General features: G+C 46.2%; 19 protein-coding genes. 18 read left to right on the top strand and 1 reads right to left on the bottom strand.

Going from position 1 to position 20,325, the window contains the following annotated elements; all coding sequences use genetic code 11:
- The first annotated feature begins 34 nt into the window (after positions 1-34).
- The 16 genes from mutS to H8Z76_RS04170 are packed head-to-tail and all read left to right on the top strand — an operon-like array spanning position 35 to position 17,813.
- Complete coding sequence (mutS, locus tag H8Z76_RS04245; protein ID WP_186981820.1) at positions 35-2,662, top strand: DNA mismatch repair protein MutS; 2,628 nt, start codon at positions 35-37, stop codon at positions 2,660-2,662.
- Between the two features lie 15 nt (positions 2,663-2,677).
- Entirely contained in the window at positions 2,678-4,633 is a 1,956-nt protein-coding gene (gene mutL, locus H8Z76_RS04240) for a DNA mismatch repair endonuclease MutL (RefSeq protein ID WP_186981742.1), read from the top strand.
- 11 nt (positions 4,634-4,644) lie between these two features.
- Positions 4,645-5,592, top strand: coding sequence for a tRNA (adenosine(37)-N6)-dimethylallyltransferase MiaA (gene miaA / locus H8Z76_RS04235; protein ID WP_022515973.1), 948 nt, complete (start codon positions 4,645-4,647; stop codon positions 5,590-5,592).
- Positions 5,593-5,602: 10 nt separating this feature from the next.
- Complete coding sequence (locus tag H8Z76_RS04230; protein ID WP_147618049.1) at positions 5,603-6,904, top strand: methionine gamma-lyase family protein; 1,302 nt, start codon at positions 5,603-5,605, stop codon at positions 6,902-6,904.
- Between the two features lie 47 nt (positions 6,905-6,951).
- The gene (gene radC / locus H8Z76_RS04225; protein ID WP_022514968.1) at positions 6,952-7,650 is read left to right on the top strand and encodes a RadC family protein; all 699 of its coding nucleotides are present in this window, start codon (positions 6,952-6,954) and stop codon (positions 7,648-7,650) included.
- 16 nt (positions 7,651-7,666) lie between these two features.
- Complete coding sequence (locus H8Z76_RS04220; RefSeq protein WP_022514967.1) at positions 7,667-8,683, top strand: rod shape-determining protein; 1,017 nt, start codon at positions 7,667-7,669, stop codon at positions 8,681-8,683.
- 21 nt (positions 8,684-8,704) lie between these two features.
- On the top strand, positions 8,705-9,577 hold the full coding sequence (gene mreC / locus H8Z76_RS04215) for a rod shape-determining protein MreC (protein ID WP_147618184.1): 873 nt from the start codon (positions 8,705-8,707) through the stop codon (positions 9,575-9,577).
- 35 nt (positions 9,578-9,612) lie between these two features.
- Positions 9,613-10,131 (top strand): rod shape-determining protein MreD, encoded by a 519-nt coding sequence (gene mreD, locus H8Z76_RS04210; RefSeq protein WP_022514965.1) that lies wholly within the window; start codon positions 9,613-9,615, stop codon positions 10,129-10,131.
- Positions 10,124-12,982, top strand: coding sequence for a penicillin-binding transpeptidase domain-containing protein (locus H8Z76_RS04205; protein ID WP_022514964.1), 2,859 nt, complete (start codon positions 10,124-10,126; stop codon positions 12,980-12,982). The genes mreD and H8Z76_RS04205 overlap by 8 nt, the downstream gene beginning before the upstream one ends.
- Before the next feature lie 14 nt (positions 12,983-12,996).
- The gene (locus H8Z76_RS04200; protein ID WP_022514963.1) at positions 12,997-13,680 is read left to right on the top strand and encodes a septum site-determining protein MinC; all 684 of its coding nucleotides are present in this window, start codon (positions 12,997-12,999) and stop codon (positions 13,678-13,680) included.
- A gap of 55 nt (positions 13,681-13,735) precedes the next feature.
- Positions 13,736-14,530 (top strand): septum site-determining protein MinD, encoded by a 795-nt coding sequence (gene minD / locus H8Z76_RS04195; protein ID WP_022514962.1) that lies wholly within the window; start codon positions 13,736-13,738, stop codon positions 14,528-14,530.
- A 15-nt stretch (positions 14,531-14,545) separates the two neighbouring features.
- Positions 14,546-14,821: a cell division topological specificity factor MinE gene (gene minE / locus H8Z76_RS04190; RefSeq protein ID WP_022514961.1), complete on the top strand. Its 276-nt coding sequence runs from the start codon at positions 14,546-14,548 to the stop codon at positions 14,819-14,821.
- A gap of 23 nt (positions 14,822-14,844) precedes the next feature.
- Positions 14,845-15,948 carry an FtsW/RodA/SpoVE family cell cycle protein gene (locus H8Z76_RS04185; RefSeq protein ID WP_022514960.1) on the top strand — a complete coding sequence of 368 codons (1,104 nt, stop codon included), beginning with the start codon at positions 14,845-14,847 and terminating at the stop codon, positions 15,946-15,948.
- A gap of 16 nt (positions 15,949-15,964) precedes the next feature.
- Positions 15,965-16,360, top strand: a complete 396-nt coding sequence (locus H8Z76_RS04180; RefSeq protein ID WP_022514959.1) for a methylglyoxal synthase — start codon at positions 15,965-15,967, stop codon at positions 16,358-16,360.
- Positions 16,344-17,336: a D-alanyl-D-alanine carboxypeptidase family protein gene (locus H8Z76_RS04175; RefSeq protein ID WP_330594948.1), complete on the top strand. Its 993-nt coding sequence runs from the start codon at positions 16,344-16,346 to the stop codon at positions 17,334-17,336. The genes H8Z76_RS04180 and H8Z76_RS04175 overlap by 17 nt, the downstream gene beginning before the upstream one ends.
- 57 nt (positions 17,337-17,393) lie before the next feature.
- Entirely contained in the window at positions 17,394-17,813 is a 420-nt protein-coding gene (locus H8Z76_RS04170) for a twitching motility protein PilT (RefSeq protein WP_186981741.1), read from the top strand.
- A 62-nt stretch (positions 17,814-17,875) separates the two neighbouring features.
- Here the strand turns inward: H8Z76_RS04170 and H8Z76_RS04165 are convergent, their stop codons facing one another.
- Positions 17,876-18,088: a DUF378 domain-containing protein gene (locus tag H8Z76_RS04165; RefSeq protein ID WP_022515761.1), complete on the bottom strand. Its 213-nt coding sequence runs from the start codon at positions 18,086-18,088 to the stop codon at positions 17,876-17,878.
- A 123-nt stretch (positions 18,089-18,211) separates the two neighbouring features.
- Between H8Z76_RS04165 and H8Z76_RS04160 the strand changes: the two genes are divergently transcribed.
- Both H8Z76_RS04160 and H8Z76_RS04155 read left to right on the top strand, forming a co-directional pair.
- Entirely contained in the window at positions 18,212-19,591 is a 1,380-nt protein-coding gene (locus H8Z76_RS04160) for an HlyD family efflux transporter periplasmic adaptor subunit (RefSeq protein WP_022515762.1), read from the top strand.
- A 12-nt stretch (positions 19,592-19,603) separates the two neighbouring features.
- Complete coding sequence (locus H8Z76_RS04155) at positions 19,604-20,302, top strand: YggS family pyridoxal phosphate-dependent enzyme (RefSeq protein ID WP_022515763.1); 699 nt, start codon at positions 19,604-19,606, stop codon at positions 20,300-20,302.
- Positions 20,303-20,325 lie beyond the last annotated feature (23 nt).

The following is a 20,325-nucleotide window of genomic DNA, read 5'->3' as shown; positions in this document are numbered from 1 at the left end:
GGAAGGAAGTAAAAAAGTGGCAGAATTTACACCGATGATGCAGCATTATCTAAAAACAAAAGAGGAAAACAAAGACTGCATCCTGTTTTATCGTCTCGGGGATTTTTATGAGATGTTTTTTGAGGATGCAAAGATCGTGTCAAAGGAACTGGAACTGACACTGACCGGGAAAAGCTGTGGCATGGAGGAGCGGGCGCCGATGTGCGGGATCCCCTACCATGCGGTAGACAGTTATTTAAACCGGCTGGTCAAAAAGGGATACAAAGTTGCGATCTGCGAGCAGGTGGAAGATCCGAAGCTCGCAAAAGGCATGGTAAAGCGTGAGGTTACAAGGATCGTCACGCCGGGAACCAACATTGACGCGCAGGCGTTGGATGAGACCAAAAACAATTATCTGATGTGCATTGTCTATATGGCGGATAAATATGGGGTATCCACTGCGGATATCACGACCGGCGACTATTATGTGACAGAGGTGGAGACCGAGCGGAAACTGATGGATGAGGTCAACAAATTTTCTCCATCGGAGATCATCTGCAATGAACCGTTTTATATGAGTGGCGTGGATATCGACGATATGAGAAACCGTCTCGGCATCTCGGTATCTGCACTGGAATCCTGGTACTTTGCGGATGAACAGGCAAAGCGGACGCTGCTAGAGCATTTTAAAGTGGCATCACTGGAAGGTCTCGGACTGAACGATTATGACTGCGGAGTGATCGCTTCCGGCGCGCTTCTTTCGTATCTTTACGAGACACAGAAAAATTCGTTGGACAATCTGACTGCCATACATCCTTATTCCACTGGAAAATTCATGATCATCGACAGCTCTACCAGAAGAAACCTGGAACTTGTAGAGACTTTACGGGAAAAGCAGAAGCGCGGATCCCTGCTCTGGGTGCTGGACAAGACAAGAACGGCAATGGGTGCGCGCATGCTGCGTTCTTTTGTCGAGCAGCCACTGATCGACCGCGCGGAGATCGAAGCCCGTTATGACGCGGTTGGAGAGCTGAACAAAAACGCGATCACAAGAGAAGAGATCCGCGAATACTTAAATCCGGTCTATGACCTGGAACGCCTTGTAACACGGGTGACTTATCAGACAGCAAGTCCGAGGGATCTGATCTCTTTTAAAAATTCGATCCGTATGCTTCCGCCGATCCGTACACTGGTCGGTGATTTCGCCTCACAGGAACTGAAAATGCTTTATGAAAATCTGGATACTCTGGATGATATCTTTGCGCTGATTGATGCGGCAATCGATGAAGAGCCACCGCTCACCGTCCGGGAAGGCGGCATTTTAAAAGAGGGTTATAACGAAGAAGTGGACAGACTCCGCAAGGCAAAGACAGACGGGAAATCCTGGCTGGCTGATCTTGAGAGCAAGGAGCGGGAAAAGACCGGGATCAAGAATTTAAAGATCAAATACAACAAGGTATTTGGCTACTATCTGGAAGTGACCAATTCCTATAAAGACCTTGTGCCGGATTACTATATGCGCAAGCAGACACTAACAAATGCCGAACGGTATATCACGCCGGAATTAAAAGAGATGGAAGATACTATTCTTGGAGCGGAAGACCGTCTGGTTCAGTTGGAATATGAGCTGTTCCGTGAGATACGGGATAAGATCGCCGCGGAAGTGGTAAGGATCCAGAGAACGGCAAAGGCGGTGGCAAAACTCGATGTGTTCGCGTCACTTGCCGTAGTGGCGGAGCAGAATAATTACTGCCGTCCGAAACTCAATGAAAACGGAACGATCGACATCAAAGACGGCAGACATCCGGTAGTGGAAAAAATGATCAATAACGATATGTTCATATCGAATGACACCTATCTGGACAATGGAAAGAACCGGATCGCCATTATCACCGGACCGAATATGGCAGGGAAATCCACCTATATGAGACAGACGGCGCTGATCGTTTTGATGGCACAGATCGGAAGCTTTGTTCCGGCAAAGTCAGCGAAGATTGGGATCGTGGATCGTATCTTTACCCGTGTCGGAGCATCGGATGATCTTGCGAGCGGACAGAGTACGTTTATGGTAGAGATGACCGAAGTCGCCAATATTTTAAGGAACGCGACATCAAACAGCCTCCTGGTCTTAGATGAGATCGGCCGTGGAACCAGCACGTTTGACGGACTGAGCATCGCGTGGGCGGTTGTGGAACATATCAGCAATCCAAAACTGCTCGGTGCGAAGACACTTTTTGCCACACATTATCATGAATTGACCGAGCTTGAGGGAAAACTGGACAATGTACATAATTATTGTATCGCGGTAAAAGAAAATGGCGATGATATCGTATTTCTGCGCAAGATCGTACAGGGCGGCGCGGATAAGAGTTACGGTATCCAGGTCGCAAAGCTTGCCGGGGTTCCGGATTCCGTGATCGAGCGCGCAAAACAGATCGTGGAAGAGCTGATTGCAAACGATATCAGCGAAACGGTAAAAAATATTCAGGTCGATCACGCATCTGCCAGAAAAAAGAAAACCAAATTAGACGAAGTGGATTTGGAACAGATCTCGTTGTTTGATACGGTAAAAGACGATGATATTTTAGAGGAATTAAAAAATCTGGATCTTGGAAATCTGACACCGATCGACGCGTTAAATAAATTGTACGAATTACAGCATAAAATAAAAAACCGCTGGTAAAAGGAGGAAAAAGTGATGCCGAAAATTGAACTGCTCACACAGGAGACGATTGACAAGATCGCGGCTGGAGAAGTGATCGAAAGACCATCCTCCGTGGTCAAGGAGCTGGTGGAAAATGCGCTGGATGCCGGAGCAAATGTGATCACCGTTGAGATCAAAGACGGCGGCATCAGCTTTATCCGGATCACAGACAACGGCTGCGGGATCGAAAAAGACCAGATCCCGCTTGCGTTCCTGCGTCATTCCACCAGCAAGATCCGCTCCGTGGAAGATCTTCTTACCGTATCTTCCCTGGGGTTCCGTGGAGAAGCACTCTCCAGTATCGCAGCAGTCGCGCAGGTCGAGCTGATCACGAAACCTGTGGGTGCGCTGATGGGTGTGCGCTATGTGATCGAGGGATCCAAAGAAAAAGCGAAAGAAGAGATCGGGGCACCGGACGGAACGACATTTTTGATCCGAAATATCTTCTATAATACACCTGCGCGCAGAAAGTTTTTAAAAACCGCGCAGACGGAGGGGTCGTATATCAGCGGCCTGATGGAACATATGGCGCTTTCGCATCCGAATGTAGCGTTTAAATTCATAGCCAATAATCAGACGAAACTCCAGACCTCCGGAAACGGAAATATCAAAGAGATCATCTACCATATTTACGGACGGGATATCACGGCTGCGCTTATGGAAATCCATGGCGGAAATGAAGAGATAACTATCCATGGTTTTGTCGGAAAACCGGTGGTCACCCGCGGAAACCGGAATTTTGAAAATTATTTCATCAACGGGCGCTATATCAAAAGCCGTCTGATCTCAAAAAGTATTGAGGATGCGTACAAAAACTTTATGATGCTGCATCAGTATCCGTTTACGGTGCTGTACCTCGAGATGGATGGCCAGCTTTTGGATGTGAATGTACATCCGGCAAAAATGGAACTCAGATTCCAGAACGGCGAGGGGGTCTATGACTGCCTGCGCAGGACACTGGAAGATGCGCTGTATCACAAAGACCTGATCCCGAAAGTACCGGTCGCGGAAGAAAAACCGCCGGTAAAACCGGTTGTACTGCAGCATGCGCCGGAACCTTTTGAGAAAAACCGTATGCCGAAACGGCCGGAGCCTTCTGTGCCGCAGCATATACCGCAGGCAGTGCATGTGCCGGAACCGGCATTAAAGGAAAAAGAAGCGGATACGGAAAAAACGCGTCCGGTGCAGCAGATCACGCGCCCTGACGTAGAACAAAAACCAGAGCAGAGACCGGAACCAAAACCGGAAGAACCCGATGAGAAAAAAATAACAGAACAAAAGCCCGAAGAAGTGCCGGCGGCAGCAGTGACGCATCAGATGACGCTCGCGGAGGATGTTACCTATGGAGCGCAGTTCCTGCAGGAGGATACAAAAGCCAGAAGAAAGATCATCGGACAGCTGTTTGATACCTACTGGCTGATCGAATTTGAGGACAAGCTGTTTATCATCGACCAGCATGCGGCACATGAAAAAGTGCTGTACGAAAAGACAATGGCGACTTTAAAAACAAAAGAATTTTCTTCCCAGCAGCTCAGCCCTCCGGCAATTTTATCCTTAACCATGCCGGAAGAAGAAATTCTTAAAAAATATTTAAATGAGTTTGAAAAACTGGGTTATGCGGTTGAACATTTTGGTGGAAGAGAGTATGCTGTATGTGCTGTTCCCGCGAACATTTTCGGGGTGGACGTCAAACAGCTTTTTATGGAAATGCTTGGAGATCTGGAAAAGATAAGCGGAAAGCTGACACCGGATATCATTCTTCACCGGGTGGCAACGATGTCCTGCAAGGCAGCCATCAAAGGAAACCAGAAGATCACGGTAGAGGAAATGGAACAGTTGTTTGATGATCTGATGAAGTTGGAAAATCCGTATAACTGTCCGCATGGAAGACCGACGATCATTTCCATGACCAAATATGAGATCGAGAAAAAATTCAAACGAATCGTTTAGGAAAACAGAAAATGAAACGACCATTAATTGTGCTTGCCGGACCTACGGCAGTTGGAAAAAGTGAATTATCCATTGCGCTTGCAAAACAGATTGGCGGAGCCGTGATATCGGCGGATTCCATCCAGGTATACCGCTATATGGATATCGGTTCCGCAAAGATCACAAAAGAGGAAATGCAGGGGATCGACCATTATCTGGTGGATGAGTTTCTGCCGGATGAAGAATTCCATGTGGTGAAATTCCAGACCTATGCAAAGAAATATATTGAGGAGATCTACCAAAAAGGACAGATTCCGATCTTAGTCGGCGGAACCGGCTTTTATATCCAGGCGATCTTAAAAGACATTGATTTTTCCGAGCAGGAGTGTGATGAAGCTTACCGCGCAGAATTAGAACAGCTCGCGGAAGAAAAAGGAACCGCCTTTTTACATGACATGCTGCGCCAGGTGGATGAAAAGGCAGCCGGAGAAATTCACGCGAACAATAAAAAACGCGTGATCCGCGCGCTGGAATACTATCATCTGTCCGGGGAAAAGATCTCGGAACACAATGAACGGGAACGAAAGAAACAGTCTCCTTATAATTTTGCGTACTTCGTTTTAAATGATGACCGGGCGAAGATTTATGAAAAGATCGACCGCAGGATCGACCAGATGCTGGAACAGGGACTGGTGGACGAGGTGGCACATTTAAAGGAAATGGGTTACGGGAAAGATCTGGTCTCCATGCAGGGACTGGGCTATAAAGAGATCCTTGCCTACTTAAACGGGGAGATGTCCTACGAAGAAGCCGTTTATATCTTAAAACGGGATACGAGACATTTCGCGAAAAGACAGCTCACCTGGTTTAAACGGGAAAAGGATGTCATCTGGGTGAACAAACCGGATTTTGATTACGACAATTCAAAAATTCTGGCATATATGGATCAGATGTTACAGGAAAAACAAATTATTAGTTAAGAGGGATAAGATGAACGAACAGATATTGGAAAAACAGTATGAATCACTTGGAATTTCAAAGGAAGTCTATGCTTTCGGGAAAAAGATCGAGGATTCTTTAAAAGAGCGCTTCGCAGCGATCGACGCAACGGTGGAATACAATCAGATGAAAGTGATCCGTGCGATGCAAAAAAACAAAGTGAGCGCGGAATGTTTTAATATTTCGACCGGATACGGATACAGCGATCTTGGAAGGGACACCTTAGAGCAGGTCTACGCGGACTGCTTTCACGGAGAGGATGCGCTGGTGCGCCCGCAGATCACCTGTGGAACCCATGCGCTTGCGCTTGCACTGATGTCCAATCTGCGCCCGGGCGATGAACTGCTTTCTCCGGTCGGCAAACCATATGATACCTTAGAGGAAGTAATCGGTATCCGCCCGTCCAAAGGATCGCTTGCGGAATACGGAGTCACCTACAAACAGGTGGATCTGCTTGCGGACGGCGGCTTTGACTATGAGGGTATCCGGGCGGCGCTTAACGAAAAGACAAAACTTGTGACGATCCAGCGCTCCAAGGGATATCAGACCAGACCGACGCTTTCGGTTACTAGGATCGGAGAGCTGATCTCCTTTATCAAGGGCATCAAACCGGACGTGATCTGCATGGTGGACAACTGCTATGGAGAATTTGTAGAAGAAAAAGAACCGCTCGAAGCCGGCGCGGATATGATCGTCGGCTCCTTGATTAAAAATCCGGGCGGCGGACTGGCACCGATTGGCGGTTACATTGTCGGAAAGAAAGAATGCGTCGAGAATGCGGCGTACCGCCTTACGTCTCCGGGACTTGGGAAAGAAGTCGGCGCGTCACTCGGTGTGATCCAGTCTTTTTATCAGGGATTTTTCCAGGCACCGACTGTGGTCGGCGGAGCATTAAAAGGCGCGATATTTGCCGCGAATATCTATGAACGTCTCGGATTTCCGGTTATTCCAAACGGAACGGAGAGCCGTCACGACATCATTCAGGCAGTTACCTTAAATTCCCCGGAAGGCCTGATCGCGTTCTGCGAGGGGATCCAGGCGGCAGCGCCGGTGGACAGCTATGTGACACCGGAACCGTGGGATATGCCGGGATACGACAGCAAAGTAATTATGGCGGCAGGTGCGTTTGTACAGGGATCATCGATCGAATTGAGTGCGGATGGCCCGTTAAAACCGCCGTATGCGGTCTATTTCCAGGGCGGACTTACCTGGTATCATGCCAAACTTGGTATTTTGATGTCTTTACAAAAACTTTATGAACAGAATCTTGTTAATAAAGATTTGTTGTGTTAATATTATAGATATGCCTTTCATGCCAAAGAGAGAGCGGAAAGGTCGTTATGTATCCAGATACAATGATGAAAAATTTACCGGAAACCGAGAAACCGTATGAGAAATGCAGCCGGTATGGCGCTGAGGTTTTATCCGACGCAGAGCTGATCGCAGTCCTTTTGCGCACCGGCACAAAAGGGATCTCTTCGGTGACACTCGCCAGAGAGATCTTAAACTACGAACAGGGCGGGATCTTAAACCTGTACCGCATGAACCGCGAGGAACTGATGCATATTCCGGGGATCGGAAATGTAAAAGCTGTGCAGTTAAAGTGCATGGCGGAGCTATCCAAACGGCTTGCCGTGGCGGATCGAAGCCATCAGCTGAAACTTACGGATGCGGCATCTGTTGCAGGCTATTACATGGAACAGCTGCGGCATGAGCAGAAAGAAAAACTTATGGTCTGCATGTTTGACTCCAAGTGTGCCCTGCTCGGTGATGAAGTGATATCCGTAGGAACCGTGAACGCGTCGCTTACTTCGCCGCGTGAAGTTTTTCTCGCCGCGTTAAAGCGGGGCGCTGTCCAGATCATCTTACTGCACAATCACCCAAGCGGTTCGCCGTTACCAAGCAGACAGGACGAGGAAGTCACAGAACGCATTCGGCTGTGCGGAGCACTTCTCGGGATCCGTTTATCCGATCACATTATCATTGGTGATAACAGATATTACAGCTTTAGAGAGGAAGGACTTATCAAACAGGTCTGAAGGGAGCAGAATTATTATGAATAACAATGTTTATGGAATTGATTTGGGAACCTGCAATCTGAAAGTATACTGCAAGGCGACCGGCAAAGTCTTAAATGAGAAAAATACCATCGCAATAATCAATAAAAACCAGATGTACGCATACGGCGACGCGGCATACGCAATGTATGAGAAAGCGCCGGAATCCATCAATGTCACTTTCCCGATCGTAAACGGAGTGATCGCGGATTTCAACAATATGCAGACGATGATCTTTGAGTTTATCGAAAAGAACGCCAAAGGGAAAACCCATGGCGCGGAATATATCGTTGCGGTGCCTACCGACATTACAGAAGTGGAAAAGAAGGCTTTCTTTGATATGTTCTTCAAGAGCAAGATGAAACCGAAGAATGTCCTGCTCTGTGAGAAACCGATCGCGGACGCAGTCGGACTCGGTCTGGATGTCAATGAACCGACCGGTATCATGGTCGTTGATATCGGAGCGGATACCACAGAGATCTCCGTGATCTCTCTTGGCGGGCTGGTGCTCAGTGACCTCTTACACTTTGGAGGAAACCGCCTGGACGAATCCATCATCAGCTACATCAAGAAGAATTTCAATCTGGTCATCGGACAGAAGACTGCGAAACAACTGAAGGAAGAGCTTGGTGCCGGCGTTGCCGGAAGCAGTGACACCATGGTCATTGTCGGACGCGATGTCGTGAGCGGGCTTCCGATCGAGATGGAGATCTCCGCTCAGATCGTATACGAGGCGATCAAGGACAATTTGAGCTCTATCTGCAATTCCATAAAAATGATCTTGGAGAAGACCCCGCCGGAACTGGCAAAGGATATCATCCATTCCGGTATTTATATCACCGGAGGCGCGTCACAGATCAGACAGCTGGATGATCTCTTTACACAGATCACAAACATCCGTGTAAACCGCTGCGATGAACCGGAAGAGAGTGTCGTAAGAGGACTTGTAAAGATCGTTTCCGACGAAAAATACAAGCATCTTGCATTTAGCTTAAAAACCAAGAACTATAAATAACAGAGGTAAAACATGAGACGCATAAAACGTAAACCACAATTTACATTACCGACAAAATATATCCTGCTTGGCATGACCGTGCTGTGCGTCACCGTCATGTTCCTTAGTTTTACATTCAATCTGTCCGGCGGTCCGCTAAACGCGGTTGCCGGATATGTGTTTGTCCCGATGCAGAAAGGAATCAACGCAGTCGGCGGCTGGATGTCTGAAAAAGCGGATAATTTAAAAAATCTGAATGATGTCATGCAGAAAAACGAAGAACTGCAGGCGCAGGTGGATGAGCTGACAGCCGAATTAAATACCATAAAGCTGGAACAGTACGATCTGGACAATTACCGTGCGCTGTTGGAACTGGATGATAAATATCCGAGCTATAAAAAAGTTGCCGCAAACGTGATTGGAAAGGATTCCGGGAACTGGTTCAATACGTTTATCATAGACAAGGGATCGAAAGACGGGATCGAAAAGGATATGAACGTGATCGCCGGAAGCGGACTTGTCGGGATCGTGACAGATGTGGCTCCGAATTATGCGAAGGTAAAATCGATCATCGATGATACGAGCAGTGTCAGCGGCATGGATCTTGCCACATCGGATAACTGTATTATCCGGGGAAATCTCCAGATGATGAATGAAAATCAGGAGATTGAATTAAGCGACTTAAAAGATACGGATGACCAGGTGCAGGCCGGGGATCAGATCGTTACGTCCTACATCAGTGACAAATATTTACAGGGAATCCTGATCGGATATATCAAGGATGTTTCCGTGGATTCCAACAATCTTACCAAATCGGGAACCATCACACCGGTTGTTGATTTTGAACACATTCAGGAAGTTTTGGTCATCCTGGATAAAAAGGAAGATGTTTCCGGAGAACTTTCCGGACAGTAAATAAGTGCGAAGAAGAGACAGACAAGAGGTAATTTATGAGACGTAAAGTAGTTGTAACCGTAATTATTATGATATGCTTTTTGCTGCAGACGACAGTGTTTCAGGCACTTTCGTTTGCTTCGATTTCGCCAAATCTTCTGATTGTGGCAGTGTCTTCTTTTGGATTTATGCGTGGAAAAAAAGAAGGAATGTTTATCGGCTTCTTTTCCGGGCTTTTGATCGATCTGTTCTTTGGAGATGTCCTGGGCTTTTATGCGCTGCTTTATATGTATGTCGGCTATGTGAACGGATTTTTCCGTGCCATCTTTTTTCAGGACGATATTAAGCTGCCGATGCTGCTGATCTCGGCGAGTGATCTTGCATGTAATCTGTGCATTTATTTTTTCCGTTTTCTGTTCCGCAAACAGTTTGATATCGGATATTATTTTTTACATCTTATGATTCCGGAACTTGTCTATACACTGTTGGTCACAATTTTGCTGTACTGGCTGATCTTAAAGATCAATCAGTGGCTGGAAAAATCTGAGAAAAGGAGTGAGGCAAAGTTTGTTTGAGAATTTAAAAGAGTTTTTAAAAAATTTCTTCAAATCAAGATTATTTGTTCTTGCAGTGGTTATGATCTTATTGTCGGTCATTCTTCTGGAACGCCTGTTCTCACTGCAGATCATAAACGGCGAAGAATATCAGAAAAATTATACCTTAAAGATCAAACGCGAAAAAGTGCTTCCGAGTACGCGTGGAAATATCTATGACCGTAACGGCGAACTTTTGGCGTACAATGAACTTGCGTATTCGGTGACGATTGAAGATAATGGAAGTTATGATTCCTTAAAAGAAAAGAATCAGTCCATCAATGAGGAGATTGCTTCGGTTTTAAAAGTGCTCGATAAGAATCATGACGTGATCCAGAATGATTTCAATATTGCGCTGAATGCAGACGGAACCTATGCTTTCACAGTAGAGGGAAAAACGCTCCTCCGTTTTCTTGCGGATGTTTACGGACATAACAAGACCGATGAATTAAAATACAATAAAAAGCTTGGCTATAATGAAGCGGAGGCGACACCGGATCAGGTCATTTCCTATCTTTGCAGGGAAAAGGGATTTGCGTTATCCGAGGATACCTACGCAAGGGAAGATCTGTACCGCATCCTGGTCATCCGCTATGCAATGTCGGAAAACAGCTATCAGAAATACATCGCGACAACGATCGCAACGGATGTGAGCGATGAAACGGTTGCTTATGTCAGCGAGAACGCGACCAGTTTGCAGGGAATGGCGATCTCGGAAGATACCGTCCGCAAATATGTGGACAGTGAATATTTTTCACATATCATCGGGTATACCGGAAAGATCTCAGAAGATGAGTATAACAGCCTTTCCGCATCGAGTGACAATTATACCAAGACCGATGTGGTCGGAAAATCCGGCATTGAACAGGTGATGGATCTGCAGCTTCAGGGAACTAAGGGATACGAGACGGTATATGTAGACAACCTGGGAAAAGTTGTCGAAACGACGGATACGACAAACCCGTCCGCCGGAAATGATGTGTACCTCTCCATCGACAAAAATCTGCAGGAAGCGGTTTATGATCTGTTAGAGCAGGAGATCGCGGGAATCGTATATTCCAAGATCATCAATGCGAAAGATTATATTGCGTCGGAGAACAGTACAGCTTCCGACATAAAAATACCGATTTATGATGTATACTTTGCTTTGATCAATAATAATGTCATTGATATTGACGCGTTTGCGGATGACAACGCAACAGCAACGGAGAAAAATGTATATCAGAAGTTCCTGACCAAACAGGATCAGGTGCTGTCGTCCGTTCAGACACAGCTCACCTCGGACCGGCCTGCCGCGTACAAAGATCTTGACGAGGAGACACAGGCATATTTAGGTTATATCGTGACCATGCTTTCCACGGATAAGGTTCTGCTTTCCGACAGCATTGATACCAGTGATGAGACATACACCGCATGGAAAAACAATACGATCAGTTTAAAAGAGTATCTGTATCACGCGATCGAGAGCAACTGGATCGATATCACCAAATTTACAGTCAACGAAAAATATTCCGACTCTTCTGAAATATATGACGCGCTTGTCAGCTATATTCAGGAATCCTTAAAAACAGACCGGGGATTTTCCAAGCGGATCTACAAGTACATGATCCATGATGATCTGATCGGCGGAACACAGCTTTGCCTGATCCTCTATGACCAGGGTGTGCTTGCCTATGATGAAAATCAGGTAGCGGCGCTGGAAAGGGGAAATGTCAGCGCATTTGATTTCCTGCGTGGAAAGATACAGGATCTTGAGATCACACCGGCGCAGCTGGCGCTCGATCCATGTACCGGCTCCTGTGTTGTTACGGATACAAAGACCGGGGAGCTGCTTGCCTGCGTGACGTATCCGGGCTATGACAATAACAGACTTGCCAATACCGTAGATTCCGCATACTATGCGGCATTAAATGAAGACCTGTCCCTGCCGCTTTACAACAATGCGACACAGCAGCGTACCGCACCGGGATCTACCTTTAAAATGGTGACGGCTACCGCCGGACTGACGGAGGGAGTGCTTTCCTCGCCTTCAGAACAGATCCTGGATGAAGGACAGTTTACAAAAGTAACTCCTAGCCCGAAATGTTGGGTATATCCGAGCAACCACGGTCTTATCAATGTCTCTGAGGCGATCCGCGACTCGTGTAACTACTTCTTCTACGAAGTAGGATACCGTCTGAGCAGCACCGGAGATACCTACAACGAGACCAAGGGAATTACTGCGATCCAGAAATATGCTGAAATGTATGGACTGGGAGACACGACCGGAATTGAGATTCCGGAAAATGAGCCTCAGATCGCGACCAAGGTACCGATCCTCGCAGCGATCGGACAGAGTGATAACAACTACACCACAACCGAGCTGGCGCGCTATGTGACAGCGGTCGCAAATTCCGGTACTGTATATAATTATACGCTGCTTAGCAAGGTAACGGATTCGGATGGAAATCTGATCGAATCCTATGAACCGACGGTCAAAAACCAGATTGAGGGGATCAGCCAGTCTACCTGGGATGCCATTCATTCCGGTATGCGCATGGTGGTGGAAAGCCACAAGGAATTTGATGGATTTCCGATCGCGGTTGCCGGAAAAACCGGTACGGCGCAGCAGATCCTGACCAGACCGAACCACGCGCTGTTTGTCGGTTACGCACCGTATGAAGACCCGCAGGTGTCCATTGCAACAAGAATCGCATATGGATACACCTCAAGCAATGCCGCGGATCTGTCTGCAAAGGTTTTATCGTATTATTTCCATGTTGCAGACGAACAAACATTACTAAATGGCCAGGCAATGTCCGTAAGCGATACGGCAAATGGCTTTGGCGATTAAGAAAGGAAGGCTTTATGGGAATGTCGCAACCGGTAGTTTTAAAAAGTAACCGATATGGAATCAATCTGATCCTGGATGCGGATATGCCGTTCGGCCAGTTAGAGGAGGCAATCCTCGAAAAATTCCGGGAATCCGAAAAGTTTTTTAAAAACGCGAAGATTGCAATTTCTTTTGAGGGGCGCAGGCTCTCGCAGGAGGAAGAATTTTCCATATTGGATATGATCGCAAAAAATACCTCCATACAGGTCATCTGTGTCGTAGATCAGGATGAGATGCGGGAGCAGATGTACAAGGAAAAGATTGACAGCTATTATCAGGATGTGGCGGACAATACCGGAGAGTTTTACAAAGGAACGCTCCGCTCCGGTCAGGTATTAAAATGTGATACCAGCATCGTGATCATCGGAGATGTCAATCCGGGCGCCAAAATCATAGCAAAAGGAAACATTGTGATTCTTGGTTCCTTAAAGGGAAACGCCTACGCGGGTGCTGCCGGGGATGAGAGCTGTTTTGTCACGGCGCTTGATATGGATCCGGTGCAGATCAAAATCGGAAATGTGATCGGAAGAAGCGCGGACCGCGGGCCGTGGGAAGCGATACGGAACCGCCATCGGACGATGGATCCACAGATCGCGCTGGTTTCCAAGGGAAATATCATGATCGAGCCGATCACCCATGGATTGCTAAAAAAAATATAAAATCATCTTTATAGAATCATAGAACAGAAATGAAAAATCAGGAGGATATTTCAAAATGAGTGAAGTAATTGTTGTTACATCAGGCAAAGGTGGCGTAGGAAAAACAACCACCACTGCAAACGTAGGTACCGGACTTGCGCAGCTGAACAAAAAAGTGGTACTGATCGATACCGATATCGGACTCCGTAACCTGGATGTTGTTATGGGACTGGAAAATCGAATCGTATATAACCTGGTAGATGTTGTGGAAGGAAACTGCCGCATCAAACAGGCGCTGATCAAAGATAAAAAATACCCGAATCTGTTTTTGCTCCCGTCTGCACAGACCAGAGACAAGACATCCGTAAATCCGGAGCAGATGAAAAAGCTGGTGGACGAGCTGCGTGAAGAATTCGACTACATACTGTTAGACTGTCCGGCAGGTATTGAACAGGGATTCCAGAATGCGATCGCAGGTGCGGATCGTGCGCTTATCGTTACCACACCGGAAGTTTCTGCAATCCGTGACGCGGATCGTATCATCGGCCTGTTAGAGGCACATGAGATCAAAAAGACAGAGCTTATCGTAAACCGTCTGCGTATGGACATGGTAAAACGCGGCGACATGATGTCGATCGAAGATGTACAGGAGATCCTTGCAATCGACCTGATCGGTGCGGTACCGGATGATGAGCAGATCGTTATTTCAACTAACCAGGGAGAACCGCTTGTCGGAAATCATAACTCACTGGCAGGACAGGCTTATGAAAATATCTGCCACCGTATCATGGGTGAAGAAATTCCGTTACTTGACCTGGAAGCCAAAAACGGTGTCTGGGAAAAATTTGTCGGATTATTCAAGAAAAATTAAGGGGGAGAACGAAACATGGGATTCATGGATTTCTTTAAGAAAAAGAGCTCCGGTGATGTCGCGAAGGACCGATTGAAGCTGCTTCTTATTTCGGATCGCGCAGACTGTTCTCCGGATGTCATGGAAATGATCAAAAATGATATTATCCAGGTCATTTCCAAATATATGGAAATTGATGCGGAAGGGCTTGATATTCAGATCACCCAGACCGAATCGGACGGAAATAACGGCAGTGTTCCGGCACTTTACGCCAATATTCCGATCAAGGACTTAAAACATTCCGGGAACTAACCGGATCAGCATAGGAAATAGTGATGTTTAAACAATATAGTATAAGAAATTATCATTTTCGCCTGGTATGTTATGTGCTTGCCCTGTCGGTGATCGGCATCCTGGTCATCGGCAGCGCAAAAGCTTCAGTGCAGAAAACACAAATCGTCGGTTTGTTCCTGGGACTCATTGTGATGGCAGTTGTTTCCCTCGTGGATTACAGCTTTATCCTGCGTTTCAGCTGGCTGTTTTACTTCTTGAACCTGGTGCTTCTGGCGCTGGTAGAAGTGATGGGAAGCGACGCGAACGGTGCGACCCGCTGGGTATCGATCGCCGGGCTGCGTTTTCAGCCGTCCGAGTTATCCAAGATCATTATCATTATATTCTTCGCGTACTTTTTTATGAAATATCAGGAGACGCTCAACACGATAAAAATACTGGCGGCATCGTTTATTCTGGTTGGGATCCCACTGGTTTTAGTTGTGACACAGCCGGATCTTTCCACGACGATCGTAACCGCATTAATTTTTGTATCCCTCTTGTTTATTGCGGGATTAAGTTATAAAATAGTGTTGGGAGTCCTTGCAGTTTCGGTTCCGTCAGCGATCATATTTTTGAGTCTGATCCTGCAGCCGGGACAGAAGATTTTGAATGATTACCAGTACCGGCGGATCATGGCGTGGTTAAATCCGAAAGCCTATGCAGATGATGCCTATCAGCAGCAGAATTCGATCATGGCAATCGGTTCCGGAAGACTATGGGGCAAAGGATTGAATAACAATGATATCGCTTCTGTAAAAAACGGCAATTTTATTTCCGAACCGCAGACAGATTTTATCTTTGCTGTGGCAGGAGAGGAACTTGGGTTTGTCGGAGCAGCGCTTATCGTGATCCTGTTATTTCTGATCGTGATCGAGTGTATTCTGATTGCGCGGAAGGCAAAGGATCTGTCGGGAAGGCTGATCGCCTGTGGAATGGCATCCCTGATCGGATTTCAGGGATTCGTAAACATCTGTGTTGTTACCGGGCTCATGCCAAACACCGGCTTACCGCTTCCGTTCGTCAGTTACGGTCTGACGTCACTGACTACATTATATATTGGCATTGGACTGGTCTTAAATGTCGGACTTCAACCGAAAAAATATTGAATGGGGGAATCACATCATGAATATAGGCTTGATTGCACATGATTCAAAGAAAAAACTGATGCAGAATTTCTGTATCGCGTATCGCGGTATTTTATGTAAAAATGAGTTGTTCGCAACCGGAACAACGGGAAGACTGATCGAGGAAGTCGCGAACCTTAACGTTCACAAATATCTGGCAGGACATCTGGGCGGCGCACAGCAGCTTGGCGCACAGATCGAACACAATGAGATCGATCTGGTGATCTTTTTGCGCGATCCGCTGACACCGAAGTCCCATGAGCCGGATGTAAACAGTGTTGTCCGTCTCTGTGACGTGCATAACATTCCGCTTGCGACCAATCTCGCTACGGCAGAACTTCTGATCAAGTCATTAGACAGAGGAGATTTAGAGTGGCGTGAGATGTATAAATAAACATGCCCTTTGCGGGCTTTTAACCGCCGCATTGCTTGCGGTGTCCGGCTGTGGGAATAAGGCGGCCGAAATCAAAAATCCTTATCCGGTATACAGCACGGCGGTCACCGATTCACTGATCGCGGCAAGCGGCGAGGGCAGTAATGTATTGTCCTATTTTGCCACCAATCTGTGTGTCGGAGGACTGGAAAATACAGGGCTGGAAAATACCGATGAGCAGGTATGCGAGGGTGCCGGTCTCTTTAACACGGCAACCCACGAGATCCCTTATGCAAAAAACATATATGAGCAGCTGTATCCGGCAAGTACCACAAAGATACTGACCTGTTATCTTGCGTTACAGTATGGCAATCTGGATGATGTGGTTACCGTCAGTCAGGATGCTGCGAATATGGCGAGTGATTCTTCCGTCTGCGGCTTAAAAGCCGGAGACCAGATTACACTGCGTGATCTGCTCTACGGACTTATGATGCGCAGTGGAAACGACGCGGCGGTCGCGATCGCGGAATATATTTCCGGAGATACCGATACGTTTGCGGGACTGATGAATACAACGGCAGCTTCGCTCGGCGCGACCGGCAGCCATTTTGTAAACCCGAACGGATTACCGGATGACAATCATTATACGACCGTATATGATCTTTATCTGATCTTTAACGCGGCAATCCAGAATGAAACTTTTCTTGAAATATTAAAAACAACAGATTATACTGCGAATTACACAGATGCAGCCGGGACACCGGTTTCACAGGAATGGACTTCCACCAATAAATATCTTGCCGGAACAGAAACTGCGCCGGACGGGATCACGGTACTTGGTGGAAAGACAGGAACCACGGGCGAGGCGGGGTACTGCCTGGTTTTGTTGAGCCAGAACGCAAGCGGTCAGAATCTGATCTCCATTGTGCTCAAAGCGGACTGCAGAGATAACCTTTATCTTTTAATGAACGAGATGTTAAGACAGTACGGGAACTGACCGTTTCCATGTATGGTCTGACATTAGTATAAAACGATATACCGGGAGGAGACGCCAATGATAGAAATTATCGCAGGAGAAAAAGGAAAAGGAAAGACCAAATATTTACTGGACAAAGTCAATCGGACGGTAAAAACAGCAAAGGGCAGCATCGTGTATCTGGACAAAAGTCCGAAACATATGTATGAACTGAACAATCGGATCCGTCTGATCGATGTGGCAGAATATCCGATTTCAAATTGTGATGAATTTATGGGATTTCTCTGTGGTATTTTATCTCAGGATCATGATATGGAAGAAATGTATCTGGACAGCTTTCTTACCATTTCGTCCTTAAAAGAAGATGAAATGACATACGCGATCAAAAAGCTGGATATCATCAGTGAAAAGTTTTCCGTAAAATTTGTGCTCAGTGTGTCAAAGGACGAAAAGGATTTACCGGAATGTGCGCGGGCAAGAATTATTCTTTCTCTGTAACAGGTATATCTGCATAAAGGAAGGTGTCTTAAGCGTTGGCCTAAGACACCTTTTTTACCGGATTATGCTTCGTTTACGGCACGAATGCGTCCGTAGGCACTGAGCAGATACAGACCGCTGATGCCGACAATTCCGTAAACAATACGGGAAAGCCATGACATGTTTCCAAACAGAAACGCTACCAGGTCAAAGCGGAAAAATCCGATCAGTCCCCAGTTAATGGCACCGATTAGCACAAAGGTAAGTAACGTATAGTCTAATCCTCTTGAACTCATAAGTGTATCCTCCTTTTGGAATAGTATGTCACCTTTTTCCCAAATCATACATGGGAAAAACATTGTATTCTAATTTGGAAAATGCTAAAATGGACAGGAGTTCATGATAAAGGCGGTATTATTTTGTCAAAGAATAAAAAAATTGTAAATTACAAAAAACCGTTCAGCTTAAATATCGGTGTTGTGATTTTTGTTATTATTTTTATCTATATTCTTTTTAATATATTCAGTTATTTTACAAAAACGCGCATTTCCGTGTATGAAGTGGAGCAGGGAACGATCGCGGAAAACAATACCTACAACGGACTTGCGCTCCGCAGCGAGAATGTGGTGTACGCGGATACGGCGGGCTATGTCAATTATTATCTGAAGGACGTGCGAAAAGCCAGCTATAACACGTTGGTCTATTCCATTGATGAGAGCGGAGATATTGCAAACCAGATCAAGGAAGCTTCTTTGGGACAGAGTGAACTCTCAAAATCAAATTTAAATGAGATCGGTGAAGTGGTCGGTGAATTTGATAAAGCCTATGATGCCAATTCTTTTTATAATGTATATTCCTTTAAAGAGAATGTAGACGCGCAGATCATGGAAGCACTGAATCTGAACGCTTTGGATACGATCGGAGATTATACGGCATACGCACAGGCAAACAATACGTTTCACTTGGGCTACGCGCAGATCCCCGGGATTGTTGCGTATTATACCGATGGTTATGAAAATGTCACCGTGGACACGTTTGAGCCGGATATGCTAAATGAACTGGATTATAATAAAAATAATCTTAAGATGAAAGAAAAAGTTGCAGCCGGAGATCCGCTTTATAAACTCGTGACGGATGAAACCTGGAATATCATAGTTCCGGTGACACGGGATGTCTATGAGCGGCTGACCGATGAATCAGCAGTCCAGATCGAATTTACCGAAGATGGCAGGACACTGTGGGTAAATTTTGAGGAGCGGCAGATCTCGGATGGCTATTATCTGTTCCTGAAACTGAACAACTCCATGGTTCGTTATGTGCAGGAACGTTTTATAGAAATCGAGCTTCTTTTAAATAAGGAGAGCGGACTGAAGATCCCGAACACCGCCATTACCGAAAAAGAATTTTTCAAAGTGCCGAAAGAATATTTCGCAAAGGCACAGGATTCTTCCGGCAAGGGCGTGATGATCAAAGATCCCGCAACCGGCAGTATCAATTTTATCGCGACATCGCTTTATTACGAGACCGAGGATTCTTATTATATCGATGAAGATGAAGTGCATGCAGGAACCGTGCTGCAGCGGCCGGATTCCAATGAAACCTATACCGTGGGTGAAACCGCGAAATTGCAGGGCGTTTACAACATCAACAAAGGATATGCCGTGTTCAAGCAGATCAGCATTCTGTATCAGAATGAGGAATATTCCATTGTGGAGACCGGAACAAGCTACGGTCTTTCCCTGTATGACCACATCGCATTAGATGGCAGCAAAGTAAATGAAAATGATTTAATAAATTAGAGGTGTTAGATTATGTTAAAAGACAATTTAAAGGAAGTAGAAGCAAACATCATGACCGCCTGCGAAAAGGCAGGCAGAAACCGTGAGGATGTAACACTGATCGCGGTGAGCAAGACCAAACCAGTCTCCATGCTTGAAGAAATTTACGCGGAAGGGATCCGTACCTTTGGCGAAAACAAAGTGCAGGAGCTGACGGAAAAATACGATCAGCTTCCGGCTGACATCAAATGGCATATGATCGGTCATCTTCAGCGCAACAAGGTAAAATATATTGTGGGCAAGGTAAGCCTTATCCACTCCGTAGATTCTTATCGCCTCGCGGAGGAGATCAATATCCAGGCGAAAAAGCATCAGGTTACAGTGCCGATCCTCATTGAAGTAAATGTGGCAGGCGAGGATACCAAATTCGGAGTACGTCCGGAAGAAACGCTGCGGCTTGTAGAGGAGATTGCTTCTCTTGAAAATGTGCGCATCCAGGGACTGATGACGATCGCTCCGTTTGTGGAAGATCCGGAAGAAAACCGCGTGCATTTTCGCAGACTGAAACAATTATCTGTTGACATTGATTCCAAAAACATTGATAATGTACATATGGAAATTCTGTCTATGGGAATGACCAATGATTATATGGTTGCGATTGAAGAGGGAGCGACCATGGTACGCGTCGGTACCGGCATTTTCGGTGCAAGAAATTACGCAAATGCCAACTGATGGTGAAATATTTTTGAAAGTGA

Source organism: Roseburia yibonii, assembly GCF_014297335.1.
GTDB classification, from domain to species: Bacteria; Bacillota; Clostridia; order Lachnospirales; family Lachnospiraceae; genus Roseburia_D; species Roseburia_D yibonii.
This window is presented reverse-complemented; position numbering and strand designations above follow the sequence as displayed.

Excerpts from the sequence above, each read along its gene's own strand:
- minD (WP_022514962.1), top strand. The coding sequence starts at position 13,736 with ATGAGTGAAGTAATTGTTGTTACATCAGGCAAAGGTGGCGTAGGAAAA.
- H8Z76_RS04165 (WP_022515761.1), bottom strand. The coding sequence starts at position 18,088 with ATGAGTTCAAGAGGATTAGACTATACGTTACTTACCTTTGTGCTAATC.
- miaA (WP_022515973.1), top strand. The coding sequence starts at position 4,645 with ATGAAACGACCATTAATTGTGCTTGCCGGACCTACGGCAGTTGGAAAA.
- mreD (WP_022514965.1), top strand. The coding sequence starts at position 9,613 with ATGAGACGTAAAGTAGTTGTAACCGTAATTATTATGATATGCTTTTTG.
- H8Z76_RS04200 (WP_022514963.1), top strand. The coding sequence starts at position 12,997 with ATGGGAATGTCGCAACCGGTAGTTTTAAAAAGTAACCGATATGGAATC.
- H8Z76_RS04230 (WP_147618049.1), top strand. The coding sequence starts at position 5,603 with ATGAACGAACAGATATTGGAAAAACAGTATGAATCACTTGGAATTTCA.
- H8Z76_RS04185 (WP_022514960.1), top strand. The coding sequence starts at position 14,845 with ATGTTTAAACAATATAGTATAAGAAATTATCATTTTCGCCTGGTATGT.
- H8Z76_RS04170 (WP_186981741.1), top strand. The coding sequence starts at position 17,394 with ATGATAGAAATTATCGCAGGAGAAAAAGGAAAAGGAAAGACCAAATAT.
- H8Z76_RS04155 (WP_022515763.1), top strand. The coding sequence starts at position 19,604 with ATGTTAAAAGACAATTTAAAGGAAGTAGAAGCAAACATCATGACCGCC.
- radC (WP_022514968.1), top strand. The coding sequence starts at position 6,952 with ATGTATCCAGATACAATGATGAAAAATTTACCGGAAACCGAGAAACCG.
- H8Z76_RS04220 (WP_022514967.1), top strand. The coding sequence starts at position 7,667 with ATGAATAACAATGTTTATGGAATTGATTTGGGAACCTGCAATCTGAAA.
- minE (WP_022514961.1), top strand. The coding sequence starts at position 14,546 with ATGGGATTCATGGATTTCTTTAAGAAAAAGAGCTCCGGTGATGTCGCG.
- mutL (WP_186981742.1), top strand. The coding sequence starts at position 2,678 with ATGCCGAAAATTGAACTGCTCACACAGGAGACGATTGACAAGATCGCG.
- mutS (WP_186981820.1), top strand. The coding sequence starts at position 35 with ATGATGCAGCATTATCTAAAAACAAAAGAGGAAAACAAAGACTGCATC.
- H8Z76_RS04180 (WP_022514959.1), top strand. The coding sequence starts at position 15,965 with ATGAATATAGGCTTGATTGCACATGATTCAAAGAAAAAACTGATGCAG.